Source organism: Actinomadura sp. B10D3 (genome assembly GCF_039871695.1).
Classification (GTDB): Bacteria; Actinomycetota; Actinomycetes; order Streptosporangiales; family Streptosporangiaceae; genus Spirillospora; species Spirillospora madurae.
In genome coordinates this window covers 456766-470576 of sequence record NZ_JBDPLY010000001.1, presented here as the reverse complement: position 1 = coordinate 470576, position 13811 = coordinate 456766, and the positions used below count along the sequence as shown (strand labels likewise).

General features: G+C 72.3%; 14 protein-coding genes. 3 read left to right on the top strand and 11 right to left on the bottom strand.

Annotated elements, in window-relative coordinates:
• Window positions 1-2: 2 nt before the first annotated feature.
• A complete protein-coding gene (locus ABGB11_RS01995) occupies window positions 3-851 on the bottom strand; it encodes a serine/threonine-protein kinase (RefSeq protein WP_347628117.1) in 849 nt (282 codons plus the stop codon).
• A gap of 175 nt (window positions 852-1026) precedes the next feature.
• Here ABGB11_RS01995 and ABGB11_RS01990 point away from each other — a divergent pair, with 175 nt between their 5' ends.
• From ABGB11_RS01990 to ABGB11_RS01980, 3 genes are read left to right on the top strand one after another with little or no spacing between them, the layout of a single operon-like run.
• Window positions 1027-2691, top strand: a complete 1665-nt coding sequence (locus ABGB11_RS01990; protein ID WP_347628115.1) for an LCP family protein — start codon at window positions 1027-1029, stop codon at window positions 2689-2691.
• A 54-nt stretch (window positions 2692-2745) separates the two neighbouring features.
• The gene (locus tag ABGB11_RS01985; RefSeq protein ID WP_347628113.1) at window positions 2746-3279 is read left to right on the top strand and encodes a VOC family protein; all 534 of its coding nucleotides are present in this window, start codon (window positions 2746-2748) and stop codon (window positions 3277-3279) included.
• Window positions 3272-4075 carry a MerR family transcriptional regulator gene (locus ABGB11_RS01980; RefSeq protein ID WP_347628111.1) on the top strand — a complete coding sequence of 268 codons (804 nt, stop codon included), beginning with the start codon at window positions 3272-3274 and terminating at the stop codon, window positions 4073-4075. The genes ABGB11_RS01985 and ABGB11_RS01980 overlap by 8 nt, the downstream gene beginning before the upstream one ends.
• Window positions 4076-4098: 23 nt before the next feature.
• On the opposite strand, the gene ABGB11_RS01975 is transcribed toward ABGB11_RS01980, so the two are convergent.
• The 10 genes from ABGB11_RS01975 to ABGB11_RS01930 form a co-directional block, all read right to left on the bottom strand.
• Window positions 4099-4518 (bottom strand): DUF3592 domain-containing protein, encoded by a 420-nt coding sequence (locus ABGB11_RS01975; RefSeq protein ID WP_347628110.1) that lies wholly within the window; start codon window positions 4516-4518, stop codon window positions 4099-4101.
• Between the two features lie 62 nt (window positions 4519-4580).
• Entirely contained in the window at window positions 4581-5186 is a 606-nt protein-coding gene (locus tag ABGB11_RS01970) for an A24 family peptidase (RefSeq protein WP_347628108.1), read from the bottom strand.
• Window positions 5187-5326: 140 nt separating this feature from the next.
• A complete protein-coding gene (locus tag ABGB11_RS01965) occupies window positions 5327-5965 on the bottom strand; it encodes a hypothetical protein (RefSeq protein WP_347628106.1) in 639 nt (212 codons plus the stop codon).
• Window positions 5962-6357 (bottom strand): DUF3592 domain-containing protein, encoded by a 396-nt coding sequence (locus tag ABGB11_RS01960; RefSeq protein ID WP_347628104.1) that lies wholly within the window; start codon window positions 6355-6357, stop codon window positions 5962-5964. The genes ABGB11_RS01965 and ABGB11_RS01960 overlap by 4 nt, the downstream gene beginning before the upstream one ends.
• Before the next feature lie 5 nt (window positions 6358-6362).
• Window positions 6363-6758 (bottom strand): hypothetical protein, encoded by a 396-nt coding sequence (locus ABGB11_RS01955; RefSeq protein WP_347628103.1) that lies wholly within the window; start codon window positions 6756-6758, stop codon window positions 6363-6365.
• Between the two features lie 13 nt (window positions 6759-6771).
• Window positions 6772-8610, bottom strand: a complete 1839-nt coding sequence (locus tag ABGB11_RS01950) for a PT domain-containing protein (protein WP_347628101.1) — start codon at window positions 8608-8610, stop codon at window positions 6772-6774.
• Window positions 8611-8699: 89 nt separating this feature from the next.
• Window positions 8700-9884 (bottom strand): Tad domain-containing protein, encoded by a 1185-nt coding sequence (locus ABGB11_RS01945; RefSeq protein WP_347628099.1) that lies wholly within the window; start codon window positions 9882-9884, stop codon window positions 8700-8702.
• 109 nt (window positions 9885-9993) lie between these two features.
• Window positions 9994-10560 (bottom strand): hypothetical protein, encoded by a 567-nt coding sequence (locus ABGB11_RS01940; RefSeq protein ID WP_347628097.1) that lies wholly within the window; start codon window positions 10558-10560, stop codon window positions 9994-9996.
• 119 nt (window positions 10561-10679) lie between these two features.
• Window positions 10680-11417, bottom strand: coding sequence for a hypothetical protein (locus ABGB11_RS01935; protein ID WP_347628095.1), 738 nt, complete (start codon window positions 11415-11417; stop codon window positions 10680-10682).
• A 182-nt stretch (window positions 11418-11599) separates the two neighbouring features.
• Window positions 11600-13807, bottom strand: a complete 2208-nt coding sequence (locus tag ABGB11_RS01930; RefSeq protein WP_347628093.1) for a fused MFS/spermidine synthase — start codon at window positions 13805-13807, stop codon at window positions 11600-11602.
• Window positions 13808-13811: the final 4 nt, after the last annotated feature.

The window sequence follows — 13811 nt, the reverse complement described above, 5'->3', positions numbered from 1 at the left end:
GGTCAGACCGGTGGCGGGCCCAGGTGGTCGAAGATCTGCAGGGGTTCCCCGTCCAAGGTCCGGACGGGGAACCGCAGGTCGAGACGGCACTCGGCGAGGGCGCGGCGGGCCTCGTCCGCACTGGCCGGGCGCTGCGCCGGGTCGGCTGCGCACAGGCGCATCACCACCGTCCACAGCACGGGCGGCACGCCGGGAGGCGGCGGTCCGACCCGCTGCCGCGGCTCGGGGTCACCGGCGCCGGTCAGCATGCGCCAGGCGACCATGCCCGCGGCGTACAGGTCCTGGCGCGGGCCCGGCCGGTTCCAGTCGAGCACCTCGGGGGCCAGGTAGCCGGGCGTCCCCACGGTGAACCCGGTCGTGGTGAAGCGCAGCCCGTCCTCGCCGAGCGCGATGCCGAAATCGGCCAGGCGCACGTGCGGCGCCCCGACGGGACTCGGCTCCAGCAGGAGGTTGGCGGGCTTCACGTCCCGATGGATCACCCCGGCCCCGTGGATGTGGCTCAACGCGGCCAGCAACTGGTCCAGAACCTCGGCCGCATACGCGGGCGGCAGCCTGCCGTAATCGCCGAGGAGCGTCTCCAGCGACCCGCCGCGCACGAGGTCCATGGCGAGAAGGACGTCCTCGTAGGCCATGCAGGACGCGTACGGGGTCAGCACATGCGGATGGGCCAGCCGGAGCGCCCGTTCCCGGACGACCCGCAGCATCGACGTCGGCCCCGGCTGCCGCACCAGCTTGGCCGCGCAGTACCGCCGCTCCATACGGTCGAAGGCCCGCCACACACGACTCGTGCCCCCCGAACCGATCCGGTCGAGCATGGTGAACCGATCGCCGATCACCCACCCCGCGTTCACGGCATCGATCGTACGGAAAACCATCCCGCGGAGAGACCGCCATTTGCGCCATCGTGTCAACAGAACAGGCGGCTTAGGCATCCAACAAGAGGAGGCGTTCCTTCCTTCGTGATCGGCGCCCTCCACCACCACGCAGACCACGCGCCCTCGACAGGGCCCGCCCGAGACGGGACCGATGAGCGACAACGCCCCTCGCCGCGACGACCTCGCGGGGGAGAACGCCGCCCACTCCACCCCCGCACCGCAGGACGGCGGCACCACAGACACGTCCGAAGAGGGCACGAGGCCCGAGGAGACCGGCGGCGCCCCCGCGCACCAGGCCGAACCGTCCGGACCCACCGCCGAGAGCGAGGACGGGCAGGAAGACCCGGACGGGCACGCGGTCGAGGACGACGGCGAGGCCGCCGACGGTGTAGCCGGGCAGGAAGGCCGGGCCTCCGAGGGGCTCACCGAAGACGGCGACGGCGCGGAGGCCGGCGGTGGCGGTCGGAAGCGGCGGCGCGTGTGGCGGTGGGTGGCCGCCGGTGCGGCCGCTGTGCTGCTGGTCGGGGGCGGCGGGGCGGCCTGGCTCTACCACGACCTGGTCGGCGGCATCGACAAGGAGAGCGTCGATGACAGGCTCGGCGCGAACCGTCCGGCGAAGCTGAACAAGTCGCTCAACATCCTGCTGATCGGGTCCGACACGCGGGAGGGCGAGAACTCCGAGTACGCGGTGCCCGGGATGGCCGGGGCGCGGTCGGACACCACGATCCTGCTGCACCTGTCGCCGAACCGGGACCAGGCGGTCGGGATCAGCTTCCCGCGCGACTCGATGGTGAAGATCCCGTCCTGCAGGAAGGAGAAGGGCGGCACCGTCCCCGCGCAGTTCGGGATGCTCAACTCGGCGTTCGCGTTCGCGGGACCGACCTGCACCTGGAAGATGCTGGAATCGCTCACCGGCATCCACATCGACCATTTCGTGCAGGTGGACTTCGCGGGCTTCAAGCGGATGGTGGACGCCCTGGGAGGTGTCGAGATCTGCGTCGACAAGCCCGTCAACGACCCGCGGGCCGAGCTCCATCTGCCGGCGGGCAAGCAGACCGTGAAGGGTGACGAGGCGCTCGGCTACGTCCGGGCCCGCTACTCGCTCGGCGACGGCTCGGACCTGGAGCGGATCGAGCGGCAGCAGAAGTTCATGGCGGCGGTCGTCGACAAGGCCACCAGCGGTTCCGTCCTCACCGACCCGGCGAAGACGTACAAGTTCCTCAAGGCCGCGACGAAGTCGATGACGACCGACGACGACCTGGACCTCGCGGCGATGCGCAAGCTGGCGGACGGGCTCAAGGGGATGAGCGCCGGGCAGGTGCGCTTCGTGACCGTCCCGGTGGAGGGGTACGCCCCCGACCCCAACCGCGTCCAGTGGAACGAGGCACTCGCGAAACCGCTGTTCGAGGCGATCCGGCACGACGACGAACTGCCCGCCGCGCCGGCGAAGCCCGGCCCGGCGAAGCCGGCGCCGCCCGCGCCCGGCAAGGTGAACGTCACCGTCGTCGACGCGGGCGCACGGGACGAACGGGTCGAGCGCGTCGCGAAGCAGCTCCGGCAGCGCGGCTACAAGGTGGCGAAGAAGGTGGAGAAGGCCGCCGACGCGCCGGCGAGCCGCCTCGTCTACGCGCCGTCCGCCGAGGCGCAGGCGTCGGCGCTCGCGCGGGACGTCCCGAACGCGATGCTCAGCGCCGACCCCGCCGGTCCGCGGGACGGTGTCCGGCTCGTCATCGGCAAGAACGGCGTCCGGCTCGCCCCGCCCGCCATCAACAGGATCGGCGGAGGCGTCAAGGCCGGCCGCAAGCTCTGCGGCTGAGACGCTCGGCCCACGGCTTGACCCTCACGCCGCGTGAGGCTCGAAGGTGGGTGCATGAGCGACCACTACAGCGCGTTCGAGATCAGCCCCGTGCCTGCTCCCGGCCCGGACGCGGTTCCGCCGGAGCCGTTCCGCGGCATCTATGGAATGCCCGCGTTCGTGACGGTTCCCACGAGCGATCTGGCGGCCTCGGCGGACTTCTGGATCCGCGGGCTCGGGTTCTTCGACCTGTTCAGCATCCCCGGCAGGCTCGTGCACCTGCGCCGGTGGGCGTTCCAGGACGTGCTCCTCGTCACGGCGGAGAGCGTTCCGGAGCGACCGCCGGCGATGAGCGTCGGCTTCGCGTGCGTGCTCGGCCAGATCGATGACCTTGCCGAGGCGTGCCGCGCGATGCGCCCGGACTCGGTCGATGGTCCGCGGGACACGCCCTGGAACACCCGGGACCTGGAGGTGATCACCCCGGAGAACGCGCGGGTCGTCCTCACCGCGGCCAAGCCCTTCGATCCGGACAGCCAGGAGGCGCGGGACCTTGCAGCGATCGGGATCACCCCACCGGGCGCGGGCGACGACAATGAGGAGCATGCCTGATGCCACTGACCCCGACGGCCTGACCGTAGGTCAGGTCTCGACGCGTCTGGGCGTGACGGTCCGCGCACTGCATCACTGGGACGAGATCGGCCTGGCGTGCCCGTCGCTGCGCACGGCCGCCGGCTACCGGCTCTACACCGCCGGTGATCTGGAACGCCTCCACCGCATCGTCGTCTACAAGGAGCTCGGTCTCGGCCTGGGCAGGATCCGGGACCTCCTGGACGGCTCTACCGCGGACGTGCCCGGCGCGTTGCGGGCGCAGCGCGCCCAGGTCGCCGAGCGGATCGACCGTCTCCGGCGGCTCGGCGCCGGGCTGGACCGGATGATCGACGCCCACGAGCGCGGCCTGCTGCTGACCGCCGGGCAGCAGGCCGCGATCTTCGGCCCCCGGTGGAACCCGGACTGGCCCGCCGAGGCCCGCCGGCGCTACGGGCACACGCCGCAATGGCTCCAGTACGCCGAACGTTCGGCGTCCCGCGGTCCGGCGGAATGGCAGGCCGTCGCCGACGCCGTCGCCGACCTCGAACGCGCCCTCGCGGACGCGATGGACGCCGGCGTCACACCCGGCAGCCCAGAAGCGGACCGACTCGTCGAGCGGCACCGCGAGGTCTTCGCCTCGTATTTTCCGCTCACCAGGCAGATGCAGGTCTGCCTGGGCCGCAGGTTCGAGGCCGATCCGGAGTTCGCGGCCCACTACGACGGCATCCGCGCCGGCCTGGCCACGTGGTTCCGTCAGATCATCGACGCCGGCGCACGCGCCCACGGCATCGACCCCGACACGGCGACCTGGCAGTAGAACTCCGGCACGACCGCCGTGGGTCAGGTCACGGCCATGAACATCACGACGAGCGCGACCCCGGTCAGAAGGCAGCCGAGGGCGGCCAGGGTGACCGAGCCCGCCTGGCCGCGTCCGGAGGAGGTGTCCATCCGCGCCGACCGCGGGTCCCGCGGGTCGTAGAGCACGTCCACCTGGTGGCCCTTGAGTCTGAGGAGCTCGTAGGATCCGGCGTTCGTCTGCCCGACGGTCTCGATGTCCGCACCGTCCAAGGTGCGGAAACGCAGAATGGGGAAGTACTCGTAGGAATCGGTGCGCGACACCCGGTGTGTCCCTACGACGACGCCCGGAACCCGCTGTGCCGCGGCCAGGAATGAGCGGCCGGCGCGGTAGCGGTGAACGCCTCCGATGCCGAAACCCGCGCCGAAGACCAGCAGGAGGAGTCCGAAAGCGAAGTTCGACATCACCAGCACCCACTCAGCGGCACCGCCACACTCTAGGGCACCTGGGCGTCGTGAACGACCGCTCAGGCGTAGAGCACGATTCCGGCGAGGGCTCCGGCGAGCATGAACGGGCCGAACGGGATCGTCGACTTGAACCGCGCCCGGCGCGCGACCAGCAGACCGGCGGAGTACAGGCCGCCGAACAGGAACATCGCGAGCACGCCCAGCAGCCAGGCGTCCGCCCCGAGCCAGCCGAGGTAGAGGCCGAGCACGCCGGAGAGCTTGACGTCGCCGAGCCCCATCGCCGACGGGACGATGAACCACTGCACCAGGAACAGGGCCCACAGGACCGCGAGGCCGATGAGCGCCGACGTGAACCGGTGGCCGCCGTCGTCGGTGAACGGTGCCGCCGCCCCCAGGAGGGCGATGCCGAGCGGATAGGACGTGAGCGTCAGCGGGTCGGGCAGCCGGCGCAGATGGACGTCCACGACGGCGAGGGCGACGCCCACGACCATCAGGTAGGCGAACGCGGGGAGGTCGGGGCGCGGGCCGGTCAGCCAGGCGAGCAGCGCCACTCCGAGTGCCGCGCCCACCGCCGCCGGGACCGCGTGGCGCCGGATCGGGACGGTCCAGTCGGCGCGCCAGGACCATGCCGAGGGGGACGGCTCCTCGACCGCGGACCCGGTCACGCGGGGCCGCCCGCCGGCTCGTCCCGCCTCACCATCCTGGCCTCGCATCACAGGTCGGGGATATCCGGGGATGTTACCGAGCGGCCCGCCGCCGCGCCAAGGCGCCGGACGGGGCGAGGAGCGGGCTCCCCGGGGAGCGGTCATCCGAGGACGGTGAAGCTCGACACCACCTGCGGCAGCCCGGCCGCGTCGAACTTCGCCTGCGCGCCCCGCACCGTCAGGTCGAGCATCGTCCGGTTCCGGGTGAGCGCGTAGACGTCGACGCTGCGGATCTTGACGGTGAGCCCGCCCTGGAAGCGGGCGTCGTACTCGGTCTCGATCCGGCGCGCCTCCCGGGCGCCCGCCACCTTCGCCGCGGTCTCGCTGACCACGCGCCGCCCGTTCACCTGGTTGACGGCGCGGGCCTGCACCATCATGTCCCGCATCGAGCCGTCGTAGCCGTCGACGCGGGAGACGATGACCTGGCCGCCGCTGCCGTCGTTCGCCGCGTTCGGCGGATGCCCTTCGACGAGCGGCCAGTTGTTGTCGTCGGTGGAGGTGCGGAAGACCCAGCCGGACGGGTGCGCGAACGCGTACACGTCGCCCTTGTAGAGGGTGTACCCCTCGGGCGGTTTCGGCGGGGCCGCGGGACCGCCGCCCCCGCCCGCGTCTCCGCCGCCCCCGTCTCCACCGCTTCCGCCTCCGCCGCCTCCGCCGCTTCCGCCGCCGGAGCAGCCCGCGGCGAGCGACAACGCGCACAGCAGGACGGCGAGACGGGACATCAGGCTCCTCATGCTCATGCCTGCCACATCATCAGCGCGAAGAAGCCGAGGCCCGCCCCGATCGCCAGCATGACCAGGGTCATCACGACCACGTAGGTCATGCCGAACTTCAGGTGGGCGCGCTTGGGCTCGGCCGGATCGTAGAGGACCTCGACGGTCTCGCCGACCTTCCGGTCATGCTCCGACTTCTGTTCGAGGGTGTACTCCCGCCCGTCCGCGGCCCGGTAGCGGACCTGGAGCCGGGCGGTGGACACGCCGTCCCCGGAATGCTCCACGTTCCGGCCCGCGACCTGGCCGTAGGCGAGCTCGGCCCGGCCCAGGAACCCGAGCCTGCGGACCAGGAAGGCGGGCGCGGAGACCAGGAGCGCCGCGGCCGCCAGGGTGGTGAGGCTCGCGATGACGACCTGCATCGCGCTCACCGCCCCCGCGCGGCGCCGAGCCGCGGAGAGATCAGGACGCCGGCGACGCCCCCGCAGAGGGTCGCGCCCAGGTAAAGCGACCCGGCGGCGCGTTCACCGCCCGCCCAGGTGGGGACGGCGAGCAGCGCGACCACGCCCACCGGTCCGGCGAGGGCCAGCGCCGAGCGGACCCAGGCCGCGCCGCTCAGCCGGCGGACGGCCAGTCCCCCGGCGACCGCCGCGCCGAGCAGCAGGACGACGCCGCCGACCACGGTAGCCGTCCAGAAGAAGCCCGAGCCGAGGACGGCGTCCGCGGGCAGCACGCCGACCACCACGACGCCCAGCATGAGCAGGACGAGCGTGCCGGCCATCACCAGCGCGCCCTCGCCGACCGCGCGCAGCTCCGGTCTCACCCCGGCCCCCGGCTCAACGATGGCATTCGGTCCATGGCACCCATCCTTGTCCATCTCGCCAGATCTTCGCGCCGGTCAGCACGGAGTGGCCGTTCTCGCCTTCGAGACGCACCGCTCCCTCGCCCCTGCGCTTGCCGAGCCCTTCGATGCCGCCGCTGAGACCTCCGGCGGACTCGTCGTAGGTCAACTCTGTCACCGTGCCGCGCTGCCTGAAGAGCTCGTCGAGTCTTCGTCCCTGCGGTGTCAGCTGGTTGACGGCCGACCCCAGCCCGGTCTTCCAGGTGAGGGCGCCCTGCGCCATCAGGCGCGTCGCCTCGGCCCGGTTCAGCGGATCTCGTAGGTCGAGCGCGTAGTTCGTGGTCGTGCGCCCCCCGCTGAAGGCCGGCAGCGGCACCTGGCCCGTGATCGGGACGTTCTTGACGGGCGAGACGTTGCCCCGCAGCCGCGCCGTCCAGGAGAACGTCGCGGAGCGGGTGAACTCCACCGGGTTCCCGTGCTTGTCGAGCGTGTACTGCAGATCGTTCTGGCCGATGAACTCGACGGTCATCCCCGCCTTGAGCCCTCTCTTCACGGCGGTGGAGACGTAGGTACGCAGCTTGGGCGGCACCTTGAACTCCGGCCCGAACTTCTTCTGCCCCTGCTTCTCCAGATAGGTGACCACAGCGTTCGCGCCCCGCTGCGTGACCTGCTTGGGGAGCTTGCTGAGGTCCACCAGGACCGTCGGGTCGGTGAGCGCCTTGTCGCGGAGGTTGAGGATCCAGTTGCCGTCCTTGTCGCGGGCGACTCCCCCCATCGACCAGAACCGGGTCGGCGCGTTCGCGTCGACGACCTCGCCCGGGAGCGGGATGCTCGGCGTCGCCCCGCCGGCGGGCCCGACCTCCACCGACGTCTTGTCCGGCGTCTTCAGGGAGGTGTCGCCGAGCCATTCCCGCAGTTTGTCGCCGACGAACGGCACTTTGAGCAGCGGGGCGATGGCCGGGTTGTACTCCACCGACTTCTTGGCGAGCGCGGTGGCGTACTTGCGCGGAAAGTCCTTGGCCTCTTTCTCGTTGTCGAACGAGAAGGTCTGCGTCCCGGTGCCGTTGCCGCCGAGCCACGCGCCTTTCAGGAACGGCAGGTTGGGGGCGGCGGCGCCGAGTTCCCCGAAGCCGCCGACATCGACGACCCAGCGGGCCTTGCCGTCGTTTCCGATGACCTTGGTGATCGTGTAGAAGACCCGGACGCTGCCGCGGACGTTGACGTACCGGACGGGCACGATCACCGTCAGGTCGCGGTACCCGATGTCGCGGTCCCCGGAGCAGATCGGCTCGGGTTTCGTGACCGGCCGGACGGGCTGCGTCGGCGACGGCGAGGGGGTCGGGCTCCCGGACGGCGACGGGCTCCCGGACGGCGACGGGCTCCCGGACGGCGACGGCGAGGGCCCGGTCGGCGTACCCGTGGGGCTGTCGGTCGGTTCACCCGTCGGCTCGTCGGTCGGTTCACCCGTCGGGCCGCCCGAAGGATCACCGGTCGGGCCGTCCGAGGGATCACCCGTCGGGGCGTCCGAAGGATCACCGGTCGGGCCGTCCGAGGGGGCGCCCGTGGGATCTCCGGTCGGCCCGCCCGTGTACGTGGGGCCCGGGCTGTCGGCCACCGGCGGGGGCTCCTCGTCCCCGCAGCCGAGCCCGCCCACCCGCAGCACCTTGCAGATGGCGTCCTCGGTGCCGGTCGTGACCGCGGCGGCGACCCCGGAAACGGCGATGACGGCGAGAATGGCGCCGATGAGCAGAATCGCGGCGAGATAGCTGACCGGCCCCTCTCCGCGATCACGAAAAGTCCCGGTGCCGTTCATCTTCCCGCCACCCGTCGGCACGCAAGCGAAGGTACGGGAGGCGTTCACGGGGCGAACGGGCCCACGGGCCCATCATGGGCCCAATATCAGACAGGTGCCATTGAAACCGGCTACAGAACCGAGATATGGACGTGGTCGAAATGGTTCTGCGTGATGCTGCCGCGGTCCTCCATCGGCCGCCAGCCCTCCGCATGCCGCTGCGGGTTGTAGATGTGCTGGCGGTAGATGACGTAGTAAATGCCGAGTTCTCGGGCATTGGCGTAGGCCCAGTTGGCGATGGCGAAACCGAGCTCCGCCTCCGACTGGGACGGGCCGTTCGGGCCGCTGATCATGAAGTCGCAGGCGCGGCCGAGGGGGTGCTCCCCGCCGCCCGTGATGCCGCCGTTGGCGCGGTAGCACCCGATGCCCTTGGGCACCGTGAACTTCTGCTTGATCAGGTCGCGGACGCAGCGCATCCGGGGGGTGATGTTCTCGGGGCCCATCGGGCCGCCCTCGGGGCACGTGCTCGCGTCGGGGAGCATCGCGCTGAAGCCCTCGCCGCCCGGGATGACGGGACGGCCCTTGTACTCCTCGTCCTCCTTGGCGACCAGCCGGATCTTGAACAGCCGCAGGAGGACCCGGCGGGGCGCGCGGTAACCGCCGGACGTCCAGATCTTGATGTCGTCGCAGTACAGCTCGTGGAACAGGATCATGCCGTCCCCGTCGCCGTCGTCACCGGGCGTCGGGAAGGTGACGCCCCGGCAGGGCGGCAGTTGCAACTGGGCGATCGCGGAGGCCGTGCCGTAGCTCTTGGCGATGCCTTCCTTGCCCTCGGAGTCGGTGCACAGGTTCCGGCGCTCGGCGAGGTCCTTGCGGTCCTTGGCGGTGAGCTCGTCCTCGTCCTTGAGCCGGCAGTCGGCGCTGCGCACCGACACCTTCATCGTGTAGCCCCTGGCACCGGACGGCCTGACCTTCTCCGTCACGACGGTGTCGTTGCGGCGCGCGTAGTCCTCCGCCGACCGGTGGTACGGGAGCTTGTCCTGGTCGACCTTGATGTTGGGCGCGATCGCCCAGAGGCCGACGTCGTTCGGCAGCATGCCGAGCATGGCGACCCGGATGACCTCGTCCCGCAGCGGCTTGACGGCGCCGATGGCCGCCGCGTCGGCACCGCTCTGCGCCCGGGTCCGCATGTCGTTGGCGTGCGCCAGCGGGACGAGCATGACGGTGAGCGCGACCGTGCACACGCAGGCCATCAGCATGACGATCTGCGTGGATCCTTCGTCGCCGCGGCCCCGCCGCCAGCGCGCGAGCTTCACCAGGTCACCACCGGATGCGCGGGAGCTTGCATGATCGCTCCAACACTAGGAGAGGGGGCCGCGGGGTCACAGGGTCCCAGGGCCCAATCCTGGGCGAAGCGGCCGCGGGTCAGCGGTCGCCGAACCAGCCGTCCTTCTCCTCGACGGCGAACGAGCCGAGGATCGTGGCGAGCCGCTCCTTGCCGGCGGTGCCCTCGGGCGACCGGGCGATGACGTCCAGCAGCCGCCGCTTCTCCGTCAGGACGAACGTCTCGGTGAGCCGCATCCGCACCTTCGCGCCCGTCACCGTCTTGATCTCGGTCGAGTAGTGGAAGCGGTGCGCGGCCTCGGCCCCGGACACCATGACCGGCTCCTCTTTCTCGATCTCGTAGCCGGAGCGCGGTGCGGCCCCGCGGAACTGGACGAGCTTGTCCAGCAGGGAGTTGCGCCAGTCGCCCCAGTCGATGACCTGCACCTCGGCGGAGCGGGTGCCGTCGTCGCGGGACGGGCCGTTGAACTGGACGGACGGGCGGCTGCCGGCCTTGCCCTCCCGCACGCCCCAGTCCGACGGGTAGTCGAGCTGGAAGCGGTCGCCGTGGTAGCGGCTCAGCCCGGCGGGGGGCTTGTCCCCCGTCACCGCGCCGCAGGCGGCGAGAGCGGCGAGCAGGGGCGCGATGAGCAGGTGACGCTTGAGCACGAGAGCAATGTAGGCGCCGCTTCCGGTCGCCGTTGTGAGCCCGGGGACCCATTCTGGGCCCAATTGGCCCGATCCGGTCACCGATGCGGTAAACCTTTGCGGGCTGTCAGGCGTCCATGTCAGCCGTCCGCGTCACCCGGCATGGGGCGGACGGCGCCGGACGCCCGTATCCGTCCCGGCGCGAGCCGGCGGGCGAGGGGCAGGCTCAGGGCGATCAGTCCGCCGAGCGCGCAGCCCGCCGCGATCCACCCGAGCCGCACCGGCGCCGGGTGCGCGTCGCCGGCGACCCGCGTCCCGACCGCGACCACGACCGCGGCCACCGCCACGGGCGCGCCGGCCGCCAGCGCCACGGGAAGCGGTCCCGCGCGTCCCGCCGTCCGGGTTCCGAGGAGCACGGCCAGGAAGACGACCGGAAGCACGAGCCACACCGCCCGCGGAGCGGTGAGGGACACCGCCTGCTCCCCCACCGCGGTGAGCAGGACCGTCAGCCCGGCCGCGAGAAAGTCCCGGCCGAAGGCGGGAAGGACGCCGGCCGCGCTGCCGATGACGACCGCCGCCATCGCGCCCCCGTACATGGCGGGCTCGGTCTCGGCGAGGATGAACGGCATCGCCTTTACCGAGAACAGCGCGACCAGCACGGCGGTCACCGGCACGGCGACGAGCGTGCGCGAGGACGGCCTGCCGATCCGCCGGTCGGTCCTGTCGATGGCGATCCAGGAGGACAGGACGGCGGACGCCGCGCACGCCCGGACCACCGCCACCGCGGCCGACGACACGTCCAGGCCGGACACCCGGATCACGGAGAACTGGAGCAGCAGAGTGGCAGTGCCGACGATGATGCCGATCAGTCCCGCCATCGCGCTCACCCCGCGTGCGCAGCCGCCCAACTGGTTCCGTAGCGGGACGATACCGGCCGAAGATCGGGCAGGGATGGGCCTGGAAGCCCATCCCTGCCCGCTCGCGGGACCCAAGTTGACTGGGCCCGGACAACCGCGTCCGGCCGCGCCGTCAGGCCCCTCCGGCCGCCGACCGGACGCACTCAGGACGCCGCCATCCGCAGGACTCCCCAGAGGGAGGAATAGGTGTCCGTCCACACGGGGCCGGTGGGGGCGACGTCGTGCCAGCGGCCGGGGCGTGCGCGGAGCGGGTGCAGATCGGCGGCGCCGCGCGCGACGACCACCCACTGCGATTTCAGGCCGGCGTCCGTTCCGTCCCCGCCGATCCGCGAGATCGCGGTGAGCCCTTCGGCCCCGGCGGTCGCGCCGAGCATCGGCGCGAGGTCGAGGTGGCGGTTGCTCACATGGAACGCGAGGACGCCGCCGGGCCGGAGCTTGCGGAGGTAGAGGCGGAGGGCCTCGCGGGTGAGCAGGTGGGCGGGCACCGCGTCGGAGCTGAAGGCGTCCAGCACGATCAGGTCGTAGGAGCCGTCCGGGGACGCGGCCAGCCGCAACCGCCCGTCGCCGGCGAACGTCCGGACGTCGCACGGGCAGTCCCGCAGGTACGTGAAGCGTTCCCGGGCGACGCGGATCACAGCGGGGTCGATCTCGTAGAAGTCGAACCGCTGGCCCGCCCGGCCGTACGCCGCGACGGTCCCGGCGCCGAGGCCGACGGCGGCCACCCGGCCGATGCCGCCGTACGCGGCGAAGACGTCGCCGAGGGGGCCGCTGCGCGCGTAGTACGCCGTCGGGGTCCGGTGCTCGGCCGGGTCGCGGAGCTGCGTGCCGTGCACCGTGGTGCCGTGCACGAAGTCGCGGCGCGCCTCCCTGTCGATGATCTTGTAGGCGCCGAAGAAGGTGCGCTCCCGGTGCGGCGAGTCGCGGTACTGGACGCCGATGAGCAGCAGGACCGCCGCCGCCACGAGGAGCGCGAACGGGCCGCGCGTCCGGGTCAGCAGCACGCACGACGCCACGGCGAGGAGCGCGCCGAGCAGGATGCCCCACACACTGCCTGCCAGCGTCCACAGCAGGAGCGTGAGCGTGGGGCCGGTGAGGAGCGCGGCCTTGCCCGTGCGTCCGAGCTTCGGGGACGTGCGCGGCCCCACCCACAGCAGCAGCCCGAGGGACGCCACCACCAGCGGGAGCTCGGCGACCCAGTCGAACAGCACCGGCGCGAGGAGGCCGTTGAACAGCCCGCCCAGCGTCCCGCCGAGCGAGACCAGCAGGAAGAACTCGGTCAGCCGCGCGGGGCCCGGGCGGTCCCGGGCCAGCAGGCCGTGGCAGGCGAGGCCGCCCGCGCCGAGGACGAACAGGTCCAGGACCAGCCCGTAGGCGGGCAGGGCGTCGCTGAACTGGACGAACAGCACCGGCAGGATCGCGGCGCACGCCGCCGCCGCCGTCACCGCCGGGGGCAGCCACCGCCGGGTCGGGACGGCGAAGGCGACGATGAACGTGAGCAGGTACAGCGCGAGCGGCACCACCCACATCAGCGGCACCGGGGCGATGTCGGTCGACATGTGCGTGGTGACGCCGAGCATCAGCGACGAGGGCAGGAACGCCAGCCCCAGCCAGACGCCGCGGCGCCGCCAGGTGATGGTCTCGCCCGGTTCCGCCGCCTCGCGGGTCTCCTCCGCGGGACGCCGGACGCGCACCACGACCGCGCACGCCGCCATCAGCACGGCGAACAGCACGTACCCGGCCGACCACCAGCGGGTCTGCGCCGCGAGGCCGGCCGCGGGCTCGATCACGAACGGGTAGGCCAGCAGCGCGGCGAGGCTCCCGGCGTTGCCCGCCGCGTAGAGGAAGTACGGATCGTCCGAGCGCGGCAGCCGCGACCACGAGTACCAGCGCTGGACGAGCGGGCCGGTCGTCGCGAGCACGGCGAACGGCGCCCCCACGAGCACGGCCAGGACCAGCAGGAGCCACAGCGCGGCCGGCGCCCCCTCCGGCGCGACGGTCCACTCCGGCAGCGCGAGGGGCAGCACGGCGAGCGGCAGCGCCACCAGCCCCAGGTGGACGAGCGGCTGGCGCCGGCGCCCGAGCCGCCGCTGGGACCAGTGCGCGTACGCGTACCCGGCGAGCAGCGCGCCCTGGAAGAACAGGACCGCGGTGTTCCACACCATCGGCGAGCCGCCGTAGGCGGGCAGGAGCAGCTTGGCGACCATCGGCTCCACGGAGAACAGCAGCCCGGACGCGACCAGGGACGTCGCCGTGTACAGCACGACGGCCGGCACCGCCCCCGCCGGGGCCGCGCCGGCGCCCGCCTCGCCCCCGGCGGCGACGGCGGTGTCCGCGTCCGCGTCCAGGGACATCGCG